Source organism: Tolypothrix sp. PCC 7601, assembly GCF_025677855.1.
GTDB classification, from domain to species: Bacteria; Cyanobacteriota; Cyanobacteriia; order Cyanobacteriales; family Nostocaceae; genus Aulosira; species Aulosira diplosiphon.
The window spans coordinates 5,814,701-5,836,548 of sequence record NZ_CP064879.1 but is presented as its reverse complement, the minus strand read 5'-3'; the positions used below and the strand labels follow the sequence as shown (position 1 = coordinate 5,836,548).

The 21,848-nt window shown below is 41.2% G+C and carries 13 protein-coding genes; 9 read left to right on the top strand and 4 right to left on the bottom strand.

Translation table 11 applies throughout. The features are described 5' to 3' along the window. Positions 1-100: 100 nt before the first annotated feature. From HG267_RS24015 to HG267_RS24005, 3 genes are all read left to right on the top strand, one after another. Entirely contained in the window at positions 101-3,502 is a 3,402-nt protein-coding gene (locus HG267_RS24015) for an NB-ARC domain-containing protein (protein ID WP_045868318.1), read from the top strand. A gap of 270 nt (positions 3,503-3,772) precedes the next feature. Further along, positions 3,773-6,937 carry a CHAT domain-containing protein gene (locus HG267_RS24010; protein ID WP_045868317.1) on the top strand — a complete coding sequence of 1,055 codons (3,165 nt, stop codon included), beginning with the start codon at positions 3,773-3,775 and terminating at the stop codon, positions 6,935-6,937. A 517-nt stretch (positions 6,938-7,454) separates the two neighbouring features. After that, the gene (locus HG267_RS24005; protein WP_045868899.1) at positions 7,455-7,796 is read left to right on the top strand and encodes a helix-turn-helix transcriptional regulator; all 342 of its coding nucleotides are present in this window, start codon (positions 7,455-7,457) and stop codon (positions 7,794-7,796) included. 590 nt (positions 7,797-8,386) lie between these two features. Here the strand turns inward: HG267_RS24005 and HG267_RS24000 are convergent. The 3 genes from HG267_RS24000 to HG267_RS23990 all read right to left on the bottom strand — a co-directional run bounded on the left by HG267_RS24000 (position 8,387) and on the right by HG267_RS23990 (position 11,894). Beyond that, positions 8,387-9,061, bottom strand: a complete 675-nt coding sequence (locus HG267_RS24000) for a polysaccharide deacetylase family protein (protein ID WP_045868316.1) — start codon at positions 9,059-9,061, stop codon at positions 8,387-8,389. A 720-nt stretch (positions 9,062-9,781) separates the two neighbouring features. Then, positions 9,782-10,018, bottom strand: a complete 237-nt coding sequence (gene patX, locus HG267_RS23995) for a heterocyst-inhibiting protein PatX (protein ID WP_045868315.1) — start codon at positions 10,016-10,018, stop codon at positions 9,782-9,784. A 109-nt stretch (positions 10,019-10,127) separates the two neighbouring features. Next, positions 10,128-11,894, bottom strand: a complete 1,767-nt coding sequence (locus tag HG267_RS23990; RefSeq protein WP_045868314.1) for an FAD-dependent oxidoreductase — start codon at positions 11,892-11,894, stop codon at positions 10,128-10,130. 110 nt (positions 11,895-12,004) lie between these two features. Here HG267_RS23990 and HG267_RS23985 point away from each other — a divergent pair, with 110 nt between their 5' ends. The 6 genes from HG267_RS23985 to hetR all read left to right on the top strand — a co-directional run bounded on the left by HG267_RS23985 (position 12,005) and on the right by hetR (position 20,720). After that, positions 12,005-12,223, top strand: coding sequence for an excisionase family DNA-binding protein (locus tag HG267_RS23985; RefSeq protein WP_063749809.1), 219 nt, complete (start codon positions 12,005-12,007; stop codon positions 12,221-12,223). 184 nt (positions 12,224-12,407) lie between these two features. After that, positions 12,408-12,851, top strand: coding sequence for a GNAT family N-acetyltransferase (locus HG267_RS23980; RefSeq protein ID WP_045868313.1), 444 nt, complete (start codon positions 12,408-12,410; stop codon positions 12,849-12,851). Positions 12,852-13,001: 150 nt separating this feature from the next. Beyond that, positions 13,002-14,048 carry a zinc-dependent dehydrogenase gene (locus HG267_RS23975; protein ID WP_045868312.1) on the top strand — a complete coding sequence of 349 codons (1,047 nt, stop codon included), beginning with the start codon at positions 13,002-13,004 and terminating at the stop codon, positions 14,046-14,048. A gap of 150 nt (positions 14,049-14,198) precedes the next feature. After that, positions 14,199-15,530: an inorganic phosphate transporter gene (locus HG267_RS23970; protein ID WP_045868311.1), complete on the top strand. Its 1,332-nt coding sequence runs from the start codon at positions 14,199-14,201 to the stop codon at positions 15,528-15,530. Positions 15,531-16,469: 939 nt separating this feature from the next. After that, positions 16,470-18,713 (top strand): DMT family transporter, encoded by a 2,244-nt coding sequence (locus HG267_RS23965; protein WP_045868310.1) that lies wholly within the window; start codon positions 16,470-16,472, stop codon positions 18,711-18,713. Between the two features lie 1,107 nt (positions 18,714-19,820). Then, entirely contained in the window at positions 19,821-20,720 is a 900-nt protein-coding gene (gene hetR / locus HG267_RS23960) for a heterocyst differentiation master regulator HetR (protein ID WP_045868309.1), read from the top strand. A 322-nt stretch (positions 20,721-21,042) separates the two neighbouring features. On the opposite strand, the gene HG267_RS23955 is transcribed toward hetR, so the two are convergent. Next, on the bottom strand, positions 21,043-21,654 hold the full coding sequence (locus HG267_RS23955; protein ID WP_045868308.1) for a hypothetical protein: 612 nt from the start codon (positions 21,652-21,654) through the stop codon (positions 21,043-21,045). Between the last annotated feature and the right edge of the window lie 194 nt (positions 21,655-21,848).

The following is a 21,848-nucleotide window of genomic DNA, read 5'->3' as shown; positions in this document are numbered from 1 at the left end:
AAACTTCTTTTCCGTTCCCCATTCCCCAGTCCCCAGTCCCTAGTCCCCAGTCCCCATTCCCCCTTCCCTCTCTCCACCTTTTGCACAACTACTTAAAAAGATGGATCCTATCTCCGCGACAATCGGCTTTATTGTGGGCTTAATTGGCTTTATTGCTAGCACCGTGCAAGTTTTAGATTATATAGATAAACGGCGCGAAAGGCAGCCAGCAATTGCATCAGTAGAGAATCCACGCCCTATCCCCCAGCTAAAGCCTCAAACTGCACATCGCGTTGATTGGGGTGAGGCGGTGGATGTACTAGCATTTTATGGGCGCGCTGAAGAACTTAGTAAGTTAACACAGTGGGTTGTGCAAGAACGCTGTCGTGTGGTAGCGCTGTTGGGAATCGGGGGAATTGGCAAAACTTCTCTGGCTATTAAGCTGGTACAGCAGATTCAGGATGAATTTGATTATGTGATTTGGCGTAGTCTGCAAAATGCGCCACCGATACAAGAAATTTTGGCGGAGTTAATCAAATTTCTTTCGCATCAGCAGCAACTTGATATCCCAAAAGATAGTAATGATGGTATTTCTTTATTAATTGATTATCTCCGCTCCTCACGCTGTTTATTAATCCTAGATAATGCCGAATCAATTTTGCAGACTGGTGCTTTAGCATATCGCGCAGGTTATGAGGCTTATGGAGAATTAATCAGACGCATTGGTGGTATATCTCATCAAAGTTGCTTAATTTTAACGAGTAGAGAAAACCCTCCAGAAATCGCCGCGTCATCTGGAGAAAATCTACCAGTCCGCGCTTTGCAATTAACTGGATTAAAAGCCGTAGATGGCGAAGAAATTTTCCAGACTCAAGGACTTTCAGGTACAGATGCAGAACAAATTAAACTCATCGAATTTTATAAAGGGCATCCTCTAGCTTTAAAAATTATTGCCACAACCATTAAAGAACTATTTGATGGCAGAATTGCCGAATTTTTATCACAAAATACCGTAGTGTTTGGTGGTATCCGCGAACTGTTAAATCAGCAATTTCATCGCCTATCAGATTTAGAAACAGAGGTGATGTATTGGCTGGCGATAAATCGTGAGCCTGTAGGGATTAGCGAATTACGAGAAGATATAGTTGCTTTACCATCACAATCAAATTTGATGGAAGCTTTGCAGTCATTAGCTAGACGTTCGTTAATTGAGAAAAGTAACGCCCTCTTTACCCTGCAACCTGTGGTGATGGAATATTTAAGCGATCGCCTGATTGCAGAAGTGTCAGAAAATCTCATTAGCGGCGAAGTTACTTTTGCTAATCGCTATGCTTTAATGAAGGCGACGGCGAAAGATTATATCCGCGAAGCGCAAATTCGATTAATTGTTAAACCTCTAGCAGAAAGACTACTCGATAGGCTGGGAAGTCAGAAAAAACTGGAAGCGCAGCTAAATCAAATTATCGCTACATTACAATCAAAATCTCCCCAACATCCAGGGTATATTGGTGGGAATATTTTAAATTTATTTTGTTACTTAGAAACAGATTTAGGCAATTATGATTTTTCGCATTTAGCACTGTGGCAAGCATATCTCAAAGGTGCTAACTTGCAGAAACTCAAATTAAACAATGCTGCCATAGAAAGGTCAGTTTTTACCGATATTTTGACAACTATTTTCTCCGTTGCCTTCAGTCCTAATGGTAAAATTATCGCTACAGGTGATGCTAATGGTGAAATTCGGCTATGGCAAATAGATGATGGTCAACAAATTTTAATTTGTAAAGGTCATACAGGATTTGTGCGGTCAGTCGCATTTAGTCCCGACGGTCAGACTTTAGCTAGTGCTAGTGTGGATAAAACCGTTAAACTCTGGTCAATCAGCGATGGTAAATGCATCAAAACTTTACAAGGACATAGCGATCGCATAGAGTCATTAGCAGTCAGTCCCGATGGTCAATTGTTAGTGACTGGCAGTATTGACAAGACTTTGAGAATCTGGTCAGTTAATAATGGTCAATGCTTGCAAGTTCTCGCAGGACATACTCATCACATTTGGTCAGTCGCCTTTAGTCCTGATAGCCAAACTGTCGCCAGTGGTAGTTTTGACCAAACCGTGAGACTGTGGTCAGTTAACGACGGTAGCTGTTTGCAAGTCTTCCACGGACATACTGATGGTTTACGGTCAGTCGCATTTAGCCCTGATGGTAAACTGCTTGCTAGCGGTAGTCACGATGAGACAGTTAGGCTTTGGTCGCTGAGTGATGGTCAATGCTTACAAGTGCTAGAGGGACATAGTGACAGAGTTTTATCAGTCGCCTTTAGTCCCGATAGCCAAACTGTCGCCAGTGGTAGTTACGACCAAACTGTGAGACTGTGGTCAGTGAGTGATGGACAACGCTACCAAATTTTTCAAGGACATGGCGATCGCGTTTGGTCAGTGGCATTTAGTCCTGATGGTAAAATTCTCGCTAGTGGTGGTTATGACCAAACTGTAAGGCTGTGGTCTGTGAGCGATGGTCATTGCCTGAAAGTTTTTCAAGGATACCTCAATGGTGTAGAGTCAGTAGCCTTTAGTCCTGACGGTCAAACCTTAGCTAGTGGTAGTTTCGACCAAAAAGTCAGGCTATGGTCACTGAGTAATCACCAATGTCGCACCACTCTCACTGGACATACTCAGCAAGTCAGGTCAGTGGCTTTTAGCCCGAATGGAGAGATTTTAGCTAGTTGCAGCCATGACCGCACAATCAGATTATGGTCAGTGAAAAATTGCGAGTTTCTCAAAATCTTAGCGGAATATACCCATCGAGTCGGGTCAATCGCCTTTAGTCCCGATGGTGAAATCTTAGCCAGTGGTAATTATGACAGCACAATCAGGCTATGGTCTCTTAGTACAGGTAAATGTCTGCAAGTTTTACACGAAAATACTAATCAGGTTTGGTCAGTAGCCTTTAGCCCAGATGGACAAATTTTAGCTAGTGCTGGTTATGACCTCACAGTCAGATTATGGTCAATCAACGATGGTACAATAGTTAAAATCTTGCAAGGGCATACAGGGCCAGTTGGGCCAGTAGCATTTAGTCCCGATGGGCAAATTTTAGCTAGTGGTGGTAACGACCAAACAGTCAGACTGTGGTCACTCAATGATGGCAAATGTTTGCAAGTTCTCCCAGGACATACAAATTGGATTTGGTCAGTCGCATTTAGTCCCGATGGGCAAACCTTAGCCAGTAGCGGCGATGACCAAACAATCAAGTTATGGTCAGTCAGTGACGGTAAATGCATCCGGACTTTATCAGGACATATCAACAGAGTTTGGTCAGTAGCATTTCATCCTGATGGACAAACCTTAGCTAGCGGTAGCGGCGATGGCACAATTAAACTCTGGAATATCAACACAGGCGAATGCTGGGAAAATCTCAGAGTAGAAAGACCTTATGAAGGTATGAATATCGCTGGAGTAACAGGTTTAACCCAAGCGCAGAAAGCCACACTCAAAGCCTTGGGTGCGGTGGAAAAATAATTGTAATTCGTAATTCGTAATTCGTAATTACAAGAGGGTAAAGGTTAAGGGGGAAGGGGGAAAGGTGAAAGGTTAAGGGTTCAAGGTTTTTTCTTTCCCTTTTCCCATTCCCCTTTTTCCCCTTAACCGAAAAGTATTGAAGAGGGGGAAAGGTTTTTTATCCCTTAACCAATCCCCAATCCCCAATTTCCTAATCAAAGTTTTCTAACTTTTTGATTTTCCACGGAAGTACTAGAGTTATCTTAAGTAGTAAATATAAAAATATTACTTATGCGACTACGTCTAATTACTGTCAGCATTTTGCTGGCATTAGCTTACCCTACCTTACCCCTTAAGACTTCCACACAGGTTCTCGCCCAAGCACCAACACCAACTGCAGAAGAAAAGATTACAGAGGCGATTACCCTGAATAATAACGGTGAAGGTATTGTATATAAAGATTTAGTCGGTTTAAGTGACTTGCAAGCCGGGTTAGAAATGTTTCAGCAAGCCTTGGCTATTTTCAAAAAATACAATGCCAAAGCTGGAGAAGCTAACAGTCTTACCAATATTGGCTATGTTTATTTGCGGAAAGGGGAATATTCTAAAGCCTTGGACTTTTTGCAACAGTCTTTAGCAATTCGCAAACAAACACGCGATCGCCAAAATGAATGGATACCTCTGTCCTATATAGGTGAAGCATACATCAATCTGGGTCAATATCCAAAAGCATTAGATGCTTATCAAGAAACTTTAACTATTCTCAAAGAACTCCGCACAGCTAACCCCAAGGATTCCAGCTACTCTACCAGTCAAAAAGGAATGCTGGCTAATACGGGGGCATTATATTTTAGGATGGGTCAATATCAAAAGGCGTTGGAGCTTTATCAACAAACCTTAGCAATCCAAAAAGCTGATAATGACCGAATTGGTAGCGCAGATACTCTGAATAATATAGGAGTCGTTTACATTAATTTAGGCAGCTACACTCAAGCGCTAGATTCCTACCAACAAGCTTTAACCACTGTTCAAGACTTCTGCTATAAAGAAAAATTAACTTGCTATTACGGTAGCGAAGCCGCAATTTTAAATAATTTTTCCAGCGCTTACTTTAGTTTAGGGCAATATCAAAAATCCTTAGAGTTAGCAGAGAAATCTGCGAATATTTACAAGAAATTCCGCACTGGTGAATATCAGGGAACCAATAAGCAAGATATCCAGTTACTCTACGATGCTTTGGGACAAAATCCCCAAGCTTTGCAACAAATTACCAGTCGGGCAGTTGTAGGTGATGCATTTGGTAAGGATTCTTTTCAATTTCAAGGCGAAGCACTTAACCTCAATAACATTGGGCAAATTTACTTTAGCCAAAGTAAATATGACCAAGCACTGAAACTATATCAACAAGCTTTAGATATTTACAAACAAAACAATTATCCCGCAGGTATTGCTGTCACGCAAAATAATATTGCTAATATTTACGCCAATACAGGCAAATATGCCCCAGCAATCGAATCTAATCAACAGGCTTTGACTAATTATAGAGCAGTAGGCGATCGCACTGGTGAAGGGGTGACATTCAGCAATCTCGGACAGATTTACCAAAAACAGAATCAATACGATAAGGCTTTAGGACTTTATCAGCAAGCGTTAGCCATCCACCGAGAAGTTAGCGATAAAGCCAGTGAAACCGCCACTCTCAAATATCTCGGTGATGTACTCGCAAACCAAAATCAACCACAATTAGCGATCGCATTCTACAAACAATCAGTCAATCTTACCGAAACTATTCGCCAAAGTCTGCGTGTCGTTCCTACAGATATCCAAAAATCTTACACCGAAACTGTTGCTGACAGATATCGCCGTTTAGCCGATTTACTACTCAAGCAAAATCGTCCATCGGAAGCACAACAAGTTTTGGATTTATTAAAAATCCAGGAAGTTAAAGATTTTATTGGCAATAGCCCAGTAAACACCCCAAAAAATGCCAATAATCCCCCTAAAATAGCCAATCCTCAACGCGGAATAGCTAATAACGATTTGCAGACAGCGCAAAACTTACCTTTCAAACCCCAAGAACAAGAAATCTCGCAAAAATATAGCGCTATTCAAGATAAAGTCATTCTTTTAGGTAAAGAACTCACAAGTCTGCGGAAAATTCATCCTAAAGAACGCACATCTGCACAAGAAAAACGGATGGCTGAACTTGTGAAATTTGAACAGGATAGTAATGCGGAGTTTAATAAGTTTATCAAAAGTCCGGCTGTGGTAGCGCTGGTGCAGCAATTATCTGTAACTTCTAACCAAGAAAATCTCAATTTACGACAACTCAATTCCATTCGGGATAATTTGCGTCAGTTACGTCATAAAGCTGTATTACTGTATCCCTTGGTTTTAGAAGACAGATTAGAGTTAGTTATTGTCACCGCAGATTCACCACCCATACACCGCACAGTTAAAGTTACACAAGCAGAGTTAAATCAAACAATTCAAGAGTACAGAAAAACAATAGTAGTTCCCCGTAGAAGTATTAAAGAACCAGCACTGAAATTGTATAACTGGTTAATTAAGCCGATAGAAAACGACTTAAAGCAAGCCGATGCTAAATCAATTATTTATGCTCCTGATGGACAACTGAGATATATCCCTTTAGCAGCATTATATGATGGTAAAGATTGGCTAGTACAACGTTTTGTGGTTAATCATATCACATCAGCTAGTCTAACGAAATTTGACAATAAAGTAGAGAAGAATATCAACGTTTTAGCTGCGGCTTTTACCAAAGGCGATTACACAGTCAAAATTGCCAGTCGTGACGAAGTTTTTAGCGGCTTGCAGTTTGCCAAAGTAGAAGTAGAAAACTTAGCTAAGACCATTCCCGGTACTAAAATATTACTAGATAATCTGTTTAGTCCAGCCACCACAGTTCCCCAAATGAACGATTACAAAATTGTGCATTTGGCAACTCATGGGCTATTAGTTAAAGGTCATCCCGAAGATTCATTTATTCTCTTTGGTAATGGACAATATGTAACTCTACGGGATATCGAAAATTGGTCTTTACCGAATGTTGATTTAGTCGTTTTGAGCGCTTGTCAAACAGGCTTGGGCGATAAATTAGGTAACGGTCAAGAAATTCTAGGATTAGGATATCAAATTCAACTGACGGGCGCAAAAGCTGCCATTGCTTCATTATGGTCTGTGTCTGATGGTGGTACACAAGCGTTAATGAATGTTTTCTATCAAGTTTTGCGATCGGGTAATCTGACAAAAGCTGAAGCTTTGCAAAAAGCCCAAATTGCTTTAATTACAGGTAATTATGCTGGAGTGAATAAAACCGCAGAAATAGCTAGAGTACGAAATAAAAGTAGTCGTATTATCAGTGCAGGTTCCGCAAATGAATTCAGCCATCCCTTTTATTGGGCACCCTTTATTTTAATTGGTAATGGACTGTAATCATAGCCATAGAATGAATTAGTTAAGTGTAGTGCGGCTATGTTAAAAAAATAGATGAAAATACGTTATAATCTCCTTTTAGGAACTGCACATCAACCATACATGTATCTGAATAGCAGTACAAATATTAGGTGATACATGGGGTTATATCATGGAATTTAGATTTCGCAATTATCCCTTGTAGCGCCGTAACACACCTGACTGTAAATCAGATAAATTTGTGATAAATGGCTCTAAAAAGTGTTATTTATTACAAAACTTATCCTTGTAATACCAATTCAAATAATGTTGGTTACACAACAATATATTCTAGAAGGCACGGCATTGCCGTGCTCCTACAATCTGTCACATTCTTTTTTCTAATTGGTATAACTTGTTAACAAATGTATCAATAGCGAAGTTAATAGATATCTCACTAAAAATGTAGAACCAAATTTTTTCTGGTGTTTTTTTAGAGTTGCTTTTCTTTAATGCTAGGATCTACGACAATAAATATTTGGAGAAAAGTGCTATAGCTGTGAAACAAAAAGCAAAACCAAGGATCGCTTTGCTTCGTGAAAAGGCAGGGCTAACCCAGCTTGAGTTGTCGCGTCTTGTTGGCGTGACGGAAAGCACTATCCAGAACTGGGAAAGTGGCAGGACTGGAACGGATCATATTGAAAGAATTGTTAGGTTTTGTAAGGCGCTTAATTGCCGAGTAGAAGACCTAATTGAGTATATGAGCGAGTCACCAGAAACACCAGGCACTCCACCAAGTTCGTTAAGTCAAATACACAATCTCTTAGGAACTGAGAACCCTGCCCCTAACCTCAGTCCTAATGCCGAAGTTGCGCCAACGCAACACGCCACAAGTAGCTGAAATCTATCTTCAGCTAACTGACATCAGCTGGTGTGCATTTAAGTTGCACATTATCTGTTTGAGACTGTCATTAGTCATTAGTCATTAGTCATTAGTCCTTTGCCCTTTGCAAACACAAATGACTAATGATTACTTCTAGCTGTGTTGGTAAAATTCTCGTGCCACATACAGCTATTTACCCTACGCTCACTCTTTCACTTTGTCATCAAAGCTTGAAAAAAGCGTAGGCAAGTTAATCGTAGGGTGGACACTATTTTAGGACTTACGCAAAAGTCACGTAATTACGTCATTACGAGCGCAGCGACGTAATCGCCTGAGATTCTGGGATTGCTTCCCTACACTTCGTTCCGGTCGCAATGACAAATTTTGCTTGCGTAAGTCCTGTATTTATCATCAGGGTTTGCACAGAATATCTCACAGTGTCTACCCTACAACCTTATCGGTAGGTTAATTAATTTTGAATTTTGTTAGCGCAGCGTAAAGCCTTCTCTGCGAGAGGCTGCGCCAACGGCATAGCTTCCCTTAGAGCGAGTCCTCTCCCAAGGGGAGACGCTACGCGAACGAGCATCATTTTGAATTTTGAATTCCCGTTAGAGATTGACTTGCTGCCACAAAGTATCCACAGTCACAAATTTATAGCCTTGTTGTAATAATTGGGGAATCAAAATTTGGATTGTTGCAGCAACATCTTGACCGCCATCATAACCATCATGCAAGACAATCAGCGAGCCGTTTTGTACTTGCTCTAGAACTCGTTGCACTACGGTATTAACGCCAGGTCTTACCCAATCTTCTGGGACAACACTCCACATAACTGGACGATAATTCCACTCAAAAAATAAATTTAAAGTTTGCGGTGTAAAAAAACCGTTAGGAGGCCGGACATCCCTGACTTGTTCGGGTGGGAGATTGCACGCACTGTAAATAGCAGCTTGGGTTTTAGCCAAACTTTCTCTCAACGCCGTTGGGGATAGCATGGGGAAAGAACGATGATCATACCCATGCAATCCAATCCAGTGTCCGCGATCGCATACTGCTTTAGCTATCTGTGGTGAACAATTGACACAAGCACCTAACCAAAAAAAACTCGCTGGAATCTGATAACGGTCTAAAACTGCCAATACTTCAGGTGTATATTGGGGATGAGGCCCGTCATCAAACGTGAGTGCGATCGTTTTGCGTTTGCGATCGCCATTCCACAGACATTTAGGAAATGTCGGTTGCAGAAGGCGATAGATAATTGGAAACAAGGGAGCAAATTGCATTTTGATTCATTGAGTGCTGAGGAGCCACTGCGTTGCGGGGGTTCCCCCCGTTGTAGCAAGTGGCGTTGCTGAGTCCTGAGTTCTGAGTAAAAAATACTCGTCTCTAGCCTCTAGCCCTAGCCTAGCCCCTATGACTCTCTTGTGAAGGACTCCATAGCACAAGTTAAACAGCCTTGTTTGCCCACTAGAAATTGGCAGACAAGGGTGAACTTAAACCAAGTCTTTCCTTTTATCTTGGCGCATGGCAAAAACGCCTCTACACAGATTGAAAATACTCTATGAAAAGTCAGCTTATAGATTTCTACAAAATTTATAATTCAAAAACCAATGAATATAAGCTTTTAAGCCATTTTCATCTAGGTTTCGGTATATGAGTATGGATGGGCCTGGTAAATGACTGGAACAGAATTAGCAACCCTTGATCTCAACCGATAACCTTTATCAAATTCTGGCGATTACAGGAGTTAGAAGCAGTAAGCGTAGCTTTTGAGGAGTTGGTGATGCGATTAATACAGGAGCCTGGTTAGCGTACATTCTGAACCTCAGGGTTGAATCAGATTATGTATACACACCATACGGAGCAAATACTGGGCAAATGCTGAGTTGATATATGTATGCACTGTGCTATCTTTACTAAGAAATTTGTGTAAAGTATGTGAAGCACGACACCTTATTTGTCTGTAATTTAACTCCCCGAAGACAAAAAAAATTGCTGGATTTTCAAACGGCAGGATGAACATTTTTGTAGGATTCTATCAGTTCTCTACGCCCACTACCGCGATGCGGTACAGGTTTTTCTGGCTGGTTAGGCTTGGGCTTGGGTCTGGCTGAGAGCAACTGTTCTGAGCCAGATGAGGATGGTAACAAACGTGAGAATTGATTGATCGTAGCTTGACAGTTGATAGCGAAGGAAACAGCTACCAAACTGGAGGCTAAAAGTGAAACTACAGCACGCATAGCAGATGTTTATTTTAGAACTCTCTTTCCCACCTTACTTAGTTTTTATTACTGCATCCGGACAAATCCCTAAAACGTGTTTTTTTTTACTGAATAAAAATCAAATTTATTAAATCACAAAATGTTCCACTAGTATCCAATTACCAGCCGAGTTTAAGCGACCGTAAACTGTTACCAATTGCCCATCTAGACAAGCTTTTAGTTGGTGATCAATGTGCGATCGCAAGGTTACAAGCTGCCAAATCTGCTTTTGATGCGTTGTTGGTGTCATAATGCGGAATCTGTAATCTTGCTGATGCAAGCGATGAAATACACCTGTAACGCAATTACTCAACCGTGAGAGTACTGGATTTTCAGTCTCGTAATTACACGTAGATGATATTAAGCCTGGACAGTTACCATCAAGCGGATAGCTGGCAGGATTGTGGAGATAATTTATTTGCGACCGTATCCACTGAGGATGAGCCAGTGTTGAATTGAACAACGGGATAATTGCCGTAGGCGATCGCTTGTCTTGTAATAAAGCCATTTGTAGCGCCCTCACTGGTAAATTGCGCGGTTGACAGTTCAACTCAATGCACATCGCCGCAGCCATTCCCGCAGCTTGACCAATACCCATCACCACAGGTTGCAGTCGAGTTGCACCATTAGCAATATGGGAAACAGAAATATTCTTTTCGCAGGCTAAAAAGCCGTCTGTAGTTGCAGGAATCAGACTGTTGTAGGGAATTGTGAAGGGTGTCCCTGTCCAGCGTCCTCCCCAGCGAATAGATTTCGGTTGCAGGGGAAAGTTAAAGCCTGGGTAATGGTGGTCGTTAGGATAATTTGCGATCGCGATTGCATCTATATTTAATGATGCTACCTGACCCCCAGACACAGGTAAGATATGCTGTTCGGTAATCGTTGTCATTCCCACCAAGCGCCGACTTTCGCGGTAATAGGGATGCAAAGCAAAAGCTGTGGGTGAATGGGGAAATACCTGTGTTGCTAAACCATAGCGCCTACCAAGCTGATTTTGGATATAATGGGCAAAATTTTGGCTATGCCACCGAGATTCTTGGATATACTCATCTCTACTAGCTTTTGACCCTAGAAGCCGTCCTAAACCTTCGCCATAGTCATTACCGCAGATAGGCCAATTGAGCATCAATAGACCTCCTGGTAAGCGCCCATAATTTAAAAATTGTTCTGCACCATAACCATCCCAAGCACCTGCAAATTTGGATGGATCATAATTAGGCGCTGGGGGAATTTCTGGGGCGATATCTGTACCAAAATCTTGCATTAGCACCACTCCTGTTGGCGCTTGTACAGGGTATTTTTCCGTGAGAGAATTAGGAGATTCTGGGGCGCTAGGTTCTCCCCATTGCGATCGCCATTCCCAACCCCAACGAAAAGGTATTTCCGCCAAAGCCAATAAATCGCCTAATTCTGTGCCATCGAGAGTAATTTTGGCTTTAACAATAAAATCGCTAAACCGAACCCCAGTTACACAACTTCCCTCACGCAATACCTCTAAGGGAACTTCCCCCGCAATCCAATGCAGATTTGCTAATTCCTGCACCCAATCTGCAAAAATCTGCGCCCCAACTCGGGGATCGAAACTAAAAAAGCTTACCCAGCTGTGATCCAAACCTTCTGGCTGACGGTGCTGTAATTCTCGTAAAAACTCACCCCACAACCCCGTCTGAAAAGCTTCTAATTCATTTCCATCAGGGACAGATACGCCAGCAGAGGTTAACATTCCCCCCAACCAAGCAAACTCACTCACCAGGATAGTTTTTGCCCCACGTCGCGCCGCCTGAATTGCTGCAGATGTACCGCCTACTCCGCCACCTACAACTAAAACATCAGCTTGATATGTCTGATTCATCATTACTTAACCGCATTCATTGTTCGAGATATTGTCTCTGAATAGGGTATATAAGGACAAGATAATCTTGTTTCGGATATTTCGTTTATGTAGTATGTAAAGTTGTGCATAAAATGGCATTATGCCAGACGGCAGCTGTAGTTCCTGAACAACGAGAACTCACAACACAACAAGCCACTAATTTTCTCAACGTATCACGCCCCTATTTAATCAAGTTGTTTGAACAAGGGAAAATTCCATATATACAAGTTGGTTTCCATCTTCGAGTAAATTTCGATGATTTAAAGAAGTATAAACAGCAGCGAGATGAAAAGCTTAGTAAATTGGTATAAAAATTTGAAACAAGAATGCGACAGATTGTAGGGGCATGGCAGTGCCATGCCCTCTAGAATATATTGATGTGTCGCCAACATTATTTGATTTGGCATTAGATGAATTAATTGCAACAAGTCAAGAGTTGGGCTTCTACAAGTATGAATATTAAAATTGTTAAAATTGAATGGATGAAGATAGCAAATGAAAGTTCTTTTAGCTAATACAGATCATCTCGAAAGCCTATCAATCTTGTTTGATCAATATCGTGTTTTTTATGGGCAGGCATCAGACATTGAAGCTGCAAAAGAATTTCTGAAAGAGCGTTTTCAGCATCATGATTCAGTAGTATTTTTAGCTCAGGTTAATGAAGAAATCATAGGTTTTACTCAACTTTATCCCAGCTTTTCTTCAGTTTCGATGAAGCGAGTTTGGATATTAAACGATTTGTATGTTAAAGAATCACATCGCCGTCAGCAAGTAGCAACATTATTGATTAATGCTGCACAAGATTATGCAAAACAGAGTGGTGCAGTTCGGATAGTTTTAGCCACTCATATTTCTAATACAACTGCCCAGAAACTCTATGAATCACAAGGATATGTCAAAGATGTAGAATTCTACCATTACGCTTTACGATTGCAGTAGTAGCATCACATCTCTAACTATGTTCCACAAGTTTTTACAACTTCGGATATTGACAGAGGTACTGTATGAAAAGCAGAAATCTCAAACCTGATAGCTTAACTTTAACCACTAAATGCTACATCTAATAACGTTGAGAGGTGAAAAACCAACGTGAAAGCACAGGTATTTAGAGGCGTAAATCAACTTTCCTACGAAGAAATCCCAGTACCGACTCTGGAACCGGATGAAGTGCTGGTTCAGGTTCGGGTGGTAGGGTTGTGTCAATCAGATATTAAAAAAATTCGTTATCCCCTGTACGAACCGCCACGGATTTTTGGACATGAGACGGCGGGAACGATCGCATCTGTAGGTTCTGAGGTTAAAGGTTGGCAAGTGGGACAAAGGGTGGCGGTAATGCACCATATTCCCTGTATGCGTTGCGCCTACTGCCTCAATGAAAATTATTCCATGTGTGATGTTTATAAAAACATCTCCACCACAGCCGGATTTAACGCCAGTGGCGGTGGTTTTGCGGAATATGTCAAAGTACCAGGACATATCGTACAAAATGGCGGCTTAATTCCCATCCCCGATGATATTAGTTTTGAAGAAGCGAGTTTTGTAGAACCGACTAACTGCTGCTTAAAAGCCGTCAAAAAAGCGCAAATTGCACCGGGACAAACTGTGTTGATTACTGGTGCGGGGCCAATTGGCTTAATGTTTGTCATGTTAGTCAAGTATTTCGGCGCGAGAGCGATCGCTACCGATTTACTACCTTCTAGAATTGAAAAAGCTTTAAATCTCGGTGCGGAAGCTGCTTTTGATGCACGCGATCCCGATTTACCAGCGAAAATCCATGCAATCACTGGTGGGATGGGTGTTGATGTCACCTTACTAGCAGTCCCCAGCGATAAAGCATTCTTTCAAGCTTTAGATTGCACTCGTAAAGGCGGCAAAATTCTCTTTTTTGCAGAATTCCCCGACGAAGTACAAATTCCCATCAACCCCAATCTGCTATATCGCCGAGAAATTGACCTAATGGGCAGTTATAGTTCATCCTATCGCCTACAAAATCTCTCAGCAGATATAGTATTTAACCGACGCATTAATGTACAAGCATTAATTAGCGATCGCTATCCCCTACAAAATTTATCAGCCGCCGTCGATCAAGCGATCGCCCCCACACCAGAAACGTACAAAATCTTAATTTATCCGTAAATCAAGGTGTCATTCGGTAATGGGTAATTGGTAATGGGTAATTGGTAATTGGCGTTTGTCATTCGTCATTTGTCATTTGCTGTTTGTTATTCCCCTTTCCCCTTTTCCCTTCACCCTTTTCCCTTTCCCCTTTTCCCCAATCCCCAAAAAATGCCCATCACCCTCGCACTCGTCGCCTTACTCGCTTTCTACGTCGCTTTTAATCTCGGCGCTAATGATGTTGCTAACGCAATGGGAACGTCTGTTGGTTCCAAAGCTGTCACCTTGAAACAGGCGTTAATTATTGCTGGGGTATTAGAGTTTGCAGGTGCGGTATTGTTTGGGCATGAGGTAACAGAAACGCTAGCAACAAAAGTTGCAAACCCCGCCTTATTTGCGGCTACACCCCAAATTTTGGTTATGGGAATGGTAACAGTTTTGCTAGCCTCTGGGGTATGGTTGCAAATTGCCACATCGCGGGGTTTACCTGTATCCTCATCTCATGCAGTAGTCGGTGCGATCGCAGGTTTTAGTTGGGTAGCTTTGGGAGTTGGTGCAATTGATTGGTCATCCATTGGCTCAATTACCGTTGGCTGGATTTTAACGCCGATAATTAGTGGTGCGATCGCGGCTTTATTCTACAGTCAAATCAAGCGCTGGATTTTAGACCAACCAAATCAACTGGTGCAGTTAAATGAGTGGCTTCCTTGGTTGAGTGCGCTACTCATAGGCACATTTGGCGTAATTGTTCTCCCATCGCTGACTCAACCTTTAAGCAATTTTTTAATTAACCAAATTGGCTTAAATCTTCCCGCTTACGATATTCCCATCTTCACTGGTGCAGTAGCCGCAGTTGGACTCACCTTCTATAGCTGGAACCAATTAGGACATAAATCCCCAGTCCCCAGTCCCCAGTCCCCAGTCCCCAATCCCCAATCCCCAATCCCTAATCCCCAATCCCCAATCCTCAATCCCCAATCCCCAATCCCCAATCCCACCGAACGCTTATTTGCTCGCTTCCAATTACTCAGCGCTTGCTTTGTCGCGTTTGCTCATGGTTCTAATGATGTGGGGAATGCGATCGCTCCTTTAGCTGCGATCGTTTATATTAATCAGACTGGCAGCGTACCGATAAATGGCATTACCACCCCCTTATGGATTTTAATCCTTGGTGGTATCGGCATTGTGGGGGGTTTAGCCATCTGGGGTAAAAAAGTCATTGCCACCATTGGCGAAAATATTATTTCTTTGCAACCCAGTAGTGGCTTTTGTGCTGAACTCGCAACCGCCACAACTATATTACTTGCCTCTCGCCTGGGGTTACCTGTATCCACCTCTCACGCTCTTGTTGGTGGTGTCGTTGGCATTGGACTAGTGCAAAATATCAAATCGATTCAATTCCAAACCCTCAAAGGTATTGCGGCTGCATGGCTGATTACAGTTCCTGCTAGTGCAATTCTCAGCGCAGCTATATTTAGTCTTGTCCGGATGATTTTTCTGTAAAAATTACCTTAGATTTTCCTACTCGGCAGTTACAGTTAAATCAGATATCTCTAATTTTTAATTTGTAAATTTTCTGCAACATTTATTTTTAGTATAATTCCCTAGTTTTAGCCTCTTTTCCTAAATTTATACCTAAATTTTTAGTCATCAGGTATGAGGTATTTAATCAAAAAACTGCACAAATTGGGATAAATATTTGTAATTTTCCTGATTGCAGGCATTCAGAAATAAATCGCCTTACAATCGATGAGATGATATCATTTAATTTTTAATAAATATAGATAAACGCTCCTGCTAGAGCATTTTGCAGAATGGTGATTAATTCACTAAAATATATTTCAGAGATCAGCAATAATTTTAATTTACGCCGACAAATAATTTAATCTCATTCAGAAATATAAACTGTCTCGTAAGTTACATTACACCATAATTTAGACATAACTCTAACAGTTTAGCTCGCCTGATACTAGCTCAGTAGTCCTTCACAATTTTTTGACAATTACTAATCGCACAAAAAGAATATGTATTGATTTGGGGTAAAAATTTTTCTCCCGAAACAATCCTGCTCAAAAGCATAGATGATTGAATTAATACTTCTGTGCGGAAGTCAACAAAAGCCTGCGTGTTGAGTCGCCTAACTGAATAGTGACTTGTGACACTGATGGTTGTGGCTCATGGGATGGCAATTTTATTTACTTCCCAATGTACAAAAACAGAGGATATTTATACCACTAATGCTGCAAGAAACACAGTTTATTCAGCTATGAGTTAAATTATTCTCTTTGCCAACTCTGTGTTCAGCATGACAAAATTACGTTGATATGCGTAAGTCCTGTTAAAATTTTTGGTTTATCTAAGAAGGTACAAAAAATTAGTATGAGTGCCAAGCAGTTATGCGGGAAGCAGCTTTATTGTCAAGGTGTTAGAGGTTAAAAGCTCATGGGGCGATTTGAGAAGCAACCAGACAGAGCCAGAGGTGATTTATCCAGAGCAGCCGAAAATGCTCTGTGGGCTGTGGTTGAAGACTTGGAAAATCTTCAACAGCACGTGCTGCGATCGTTACAGGAAGAAGTAAAGCGACTTCAGGCGGAGAAAAACCGTTTAGGAGATGACATTCAACGGCTGCAGGAAGAAAAAGAACAGTTACAACAAGTGCGCCAAATCACCGAGCAACAGGTGTTAATCCGTCAGCTAGCAGAAGCTTTGGCGAAGCATATCTCTTCTCAACTGCAATCCTCTCTGACAACTTTAGCTAACGAAGCCATAGAAAGTAATTCTTCCCAAAGAGCCGCATTAGGGGCAAGCCAGACGGATAATGGTGAAAAAGTAGAGCAAATGCTTGGCTCTTTGGATGATACTCTTACCATTACTTTTAACTCACTGCAACAAGAGTTAAAGAATTATCAAAGCAATATTTCTCAGCAGTTGTCTCGGATGCAAAATCAACAACAGCAAGGGGAATACATTATAGCGGAGTTAATTAACCGATTGCAAGGTCTGGAAAAAACCATTGCCAAAACTCCCCTCACAACAGTACAAGTATCGCCACCTACTGTTTTGCAACCTGCCCAAGAGCCAGCACCTACAGTATCATTACCCACCATCTTGCAACCGGCTGAAGAACCAGTAGCGAAAGTATCACCCCCCACAGTTTTGCAACCGGCTGAAGAACAAAAAAGTTCTGGGAATAGTTATTCACAGCCAGCAGGAATCAATAGCCAAGCTGTCGAACCACTTAATACCATCCCTGTAGAGAGTTCACAAAATCAAACTACATCACAACCAGACTTAGAGGCGCAGCAAGCAGACGCATTTTTACAAGAAAGCGAAAATGACACGGAACCAATGTCTTTTCGTTCTAGTTACTTCTTTGAAAATGAAACGACAGCAGAACCCACTGTTCCATCACCGGAAGCCACCCCTCCACCGTCAACAAATAACGCTGATGAGGAGGAAATTTCCGTTTTCTTTAATAGCTTATCGGAAAGAGAAACTCAACCAGAGGAAACATCTGCGCCATTCACCAGCAACTCAGATGAACCAATTTCTGTGCTTTCTAATAACTTATCGGAGAGCGAAAATCAGCCAGAACCTGTGGTGCGATCGCCCAAGCAGGAAATCAAACCACCATCGCTGAATTTACCTAACTCCTCTAAGCTATCAACTATCCAAATAGGTTTCTTGCTGATTGTATTGTCAGCAGTGGTGTCATCACTTTATAACGTTGCGATTAAAGTGATTTTCCAAGATGGAGCAATTTTGGGGGTAGTTGAAGTAGAGCGTTTGCTTGTGCCAACTTTAGGCAACACACTGTTAATTTTAATGTTGCGCTTGCTGGTAGTTGTACCATTAATGTTACTCTTAGCGCCGATGATGCATCCACCAGTCTGGCAAGACTTGCAAAATTTGTTTGCTTCATTCAAAGGAAACTCTAATCCTGATAATTCCAAAACCAGGAAGGTTTTGCAGTTATCAATTGCTAGCGGATGCTTTTTGTTTTTATCGCAAGTGCTGATCTATATTGCTATCGGCCAAGTTACCACAGGGATGGCGATCGCACTTTTCTTTATCTACCCACTAATTAGCAGTCTTTTGGCTTGGTTACTATTCCGCGATCGCCCTAATGTATTCCGTTATGGGGCGATGGGTGCGCTGTTCTGCGGAGAATTACTAGTGTTAGGCGGTGCTACTAGTTCAACTCTAGGTAATGTTCCCCTAGGAAGTACCACTGCAATTATGTCAGGTATAGCTTTTGCTGTTTACGTCATCCTCACAAGAATATGTGCTAATAAAGTACATCCAGTATCTTTTACCTTAATTAACTTCGCTACCATGTTGCTGTTAAGCTTCATCGGTTTAATGGTGCCATTGCCTGAAGACTTAGGTTTAGTATTGAATCCTAATAAGTTGTTAGAAATTATTTTAAGTGCATTTATTTTGGGTGTACTGACTCTCTTTGGTTATGTGGTTAATAACGTTGGTATCCGCCAACTTGGTGCCATCCGTTCTGCAATTATCGGCTCCAGTGTACCATTCCTCACTGTAATTTTTGCGGGTTTGCTTATTCAAGAAAATTTAGAAGTAGCACAAATTTTGGGAGTCCTATTAGTGACATTTGGAGCAGCAGCATTTAGTTTTGAAAAAATGCGAAATCAACCAAAGTCTTCAAATACTGTAAATTAAATGGCAACTCTAGTGCTATTTAATTTTGGCAAGCTGAATCTATACATATTCCCGACTATTATTAAAATACTTCGGGAATATAATGACATTGAGCAGTGTGACATATAGATTATTTTTAGCAAAACCAATTTTTAGGCTTTTAATCAACAATTTTTGCCATACTTTTGACTAATTGATGATTGCCATAGAGATGAAATTATGTTTTAAAACCTACTTAAGCTTACAAGCCGAATATAGTTAGCGTTGTTTTCCCTATAGATACATAGTTTTGAAAGGGTAACTTTATTTACGCCGCATTTTACTAGTCTTAATGACACAAATCTCGTGAAACCTAATTTTACTTTTTGTATAAAAAAATCAAATAATAATTTAGTGCAATCATTAAATTTCCTGACTTAATATAAGTAAAAGTAAATAAAATGCTACAATTAAGGAATAATATTTCCAAACAAATAAATAAGGAACTTAAAAATCTGCTCGAGCGAGCTTTATTTGTTATCTGCTATTCTCAGTAATTTGTCAATTACTGAAACAGCAAACGATAACAAATCTTGCATTTATGGAGTCAAAGTACTTCAATCTGCAAAACTAAGTAGCTTGATTGTTAAATTTCTTAATCAAAATTGAATCGTCAGTTGCTGATATCGATTTTTCGATGACCAACTTGTCTGTGGCTTTCCGTAGTAGCTAATTATCTTGAATTACTGGCTGACAAGTATTTTTTTGAATAACTTGATAAACATCTTTCAGTATTAAATTAATTAAAAAACTGGAGCGAAATAATATTTAGGCAAGTATAAGCGTTTTGATACAGCTTGCTGATCTTATCTTTTTTAAAAAACCAGCTTGGGAATTGCAGTATAAGAATGGAGGGCTAAAAAAATGGCAGTAATATTACGGAGATAAGTTATATAAAATACATTAACTACATTTTTCTAAAGTATGTGTCTGAAATTACACCGAATTTCATGGTTTTGACTAGCAAGAACTTCATACTTGGAGCATAATAAATAATCTGAAGTGAAAATATTGCCTTCAGTCAGGTGTATACTACTTACTTTCCTACGGCTAATAAATTTGTAAACGTGCTATTTAACTGTCTGTTATATGAGTAACGACATAGATCTGATCAAACGTCTCGGCCCCAGTGCGATGGATCAGATCATGCTTTATCTGGCTTTTAGTGCCATGCGGACTAGTGGGCACAGGCATGGGGCATTTTTAGATGCAGCTGCTACGGCAGCCAAATGTGCAATTTACATGACCTATCTAGAGCAGGGGCAAAACCTGCGGATGACTGGTCATTTACACCACTTAGAACCGAAGCGGGTCAAAATCATTGTTGAGGAAGTCAGACAAGCCCTGACTGAAGGTAAGTTGCTGAAAATGCTGGGTTCTCAAGAGCCTCGCTATTTGATTCAATTGCCTTATGTCTGGATGGAAAAATTTCCTTGGCGGCCTGGGAAATCACGTATTCCCGGCACCAGTCTGACAACCGAGGAAAAGAAACAAATCGAGCATAAATTACCGAGTAATCTGCCCGATGCTCAGTTAATTACCTCTTTTGAGTTTCTAGAGTTAATTGAATTTTTACACAAGCGATCGCAGGAGGAAATGCCTCCTGAACACCAAATGCCTTTGAGTGAAGCTTTAGCGGAGCATATCAAGCGCCGCCTGCTGTACTCTGGCACGGTGACACGCATTGATTCTCCTTGGGGAATGCCTTTCTACGCACTCACCCGTCCCTTCTATGCGCCTGCTGACGACCAAGAGCGCACCTATATCATGGTCGAAGATACCGCTCGATATTTCCGTTTAATGAAAGATTGGGCAGAAAAGCGACAAAATGCTATGCGCGCTTTGGAAGAACTGGATATTCCGCCAGAACGCCTAGAACAGGCTCTAGAAGAACTGGACGAAGTGATTCGCGCTTGGGCAGATAGGTATCACCAAGAAGGCGGCGTTCCTATGATTTTACAAATGGTGTTTGGGAAAAAAGAAGACTAATTAATTGATGTCAAGAGTTAAACTTTCCAAAACAAATTTTGAATTGGTAAGTTAATCGTCATTTAAATTGCATCATTTTCATATTGGTAAGAGCTGCAAACCCTCTCCCTTGCCCCTTGTTTCCCTGCGGAATCAATGTGCTTTCTTATATGCAACAGCTTATTGTTTGCCTCTGTGGTTAAAGAAATCGTTTCTTTCCCAAGCAGAGGCACAGAAGCATATAAAACTTATAGATGGTAAATGTAGCTATTTTCAATCGGAAATAGCTCTTTTCATGTTTTAAATTTGCCCTGATCAACCAGTTACTTGCCAACCATAATTTTTACTTATTCACTGGTTGTGCAGGAATCGGCGTAGTTTCAAACACTGGGTTAAATTGTGTGGTTGGTTGCAGTGGTGATGTCGAGGAAGGTACAAAGCTGCTGACTCTGTCGCTACCACTAATACAAGTATCTAGGGTAGGAACTAGATCTAATTTAGTTTCAGTTCGTAAGCCTACGACACACTGAGAAAAGCTCACAGGCAACAAACTGCGACCGCAATAATTTAAGATTGCGGGGTTAGCGGCTTCCTTACTAGGATAAAGGCTAATATCAACTACACAGGTAGCCAACTCTTCGGGACGGCGTGCTAACGTACAAGAATTAAGAGCATCTACAGCACTAATTTGAGTTTGTCTGCTAATTTTGACCACACAACGAGACAATTCCCGTGGACGTAATGCGCCAGCACAAGCTTGCGATGCTGAGTTGGTATTAATGTTGACGCGCAAAAGCTGACCAGCACAGGCACGGTAATCATTATTACTGTAGGTGGCGGCCGCCATAGAGGGAACCATCGTTGCCAACCATCCAGCGATCGCTAAAACTGGCCCTGTCCATCTAATTGCTTTAGTTGACAACATCCTATATTTAGAACCGCCTTTTTTGCTCATAAATTTTTACTCCTGAATATTCCGTTCACCAAACACCCAATGGCTATGCTAACTCAATAACTACGCTCAATCCTCATTAATATAGTGAATTTTACTAGCATATACGGGAGATGTAGACGCTTTGCGGCTACTCTGCGAGTTCTCCGTTGGGCGTAGCCCTGCTCGCAGAGTAGGAGAGGAGTACCCGCAGGGTG

What these genes read in the sequence shown, in the direction of transcription:
- HG267_RS23955 (WP_045868308.1), bottom strand. Translation starts at nt 21,654, where the DNA reads ATGAGCAAAAAAGGCGGTTCTAAATATAGGATGTTGTCAACTAAAGCA.
- HG267_RS24010 (WP_045868317.1), top strand. Translation starts at nt 3,773, where the DNA reads ATGCGACTACGTCTAATTACTGTCAGCATTTTGCTGGCATTAGCTTAC.
- HG267_RS23985 (WP_063749809.1), top strand. Translation starts at nt 12,005, where the DNA reads ATGGCATTATGCCAGACGGCAGCTGTAGTTCCTGAACAACGAGAACTC.
- HG267_RS23970 (WP_045868311.1), top strand. Translation starts at nt 14,199, where the DNA reads ATGCCCATCACCCTCGCACTCGTCGCCTTACTCGCTTTCTACGTCGCT.
- HG267_RS23980 (WP_045868313.1), top strand. Translation starts at nt 12,408, where the DNA reads ATGAAAGTTCTTTTAGCTAATACAGATCATCTCGAAAGCCTATCAATC.
- HG267_RS24000 (WP_045868316.1), bottom strand. Translation starts at nt 9,061, where the DNA reads ATGCAATTTGCTCCCTTGTTTCCAATTATCTATCGCCTTCTGCAACCG.
- HG267_RS23965 (WP_045868310.1), top strand. Translation starts at nt 16,470, where the DNA reads ATGGGGCGATTTGAGAAGCAACCAGACAGAGCCAGAGGTGATTTATCC.
- patX (WP_045868315.1), bottom strand. Translation starts at nt 10,018, where the DNA reads ATGCGTGCTGTAGTTTCACTTTTAGCCTCCAGTTTGGTAGCTGTTTCC.
- HG267_RS23990 (WP_045868314.1), bottom strand. Translation starts at nt 11,894, where the DNA reads ATGATGAATCAGACATATCAAGCTGATGTTTTAGTTGTAGGTGGCGGA.
- HG267_RS24015 (WP_045868318.1), top strand. Translation starts at nt 101, where the DNA reads ATGGATCCTATCTCCGCGACAATCGGCTTTATTGTGGGCTTAATTGGC.
- hetR (WP_045868309.1), top strand. Translation starts at nt 19,821, where the DNA reads ATGAGTAACGACATAGATCTGATCAAACGTCTCGGCCCCAGTGCGATG.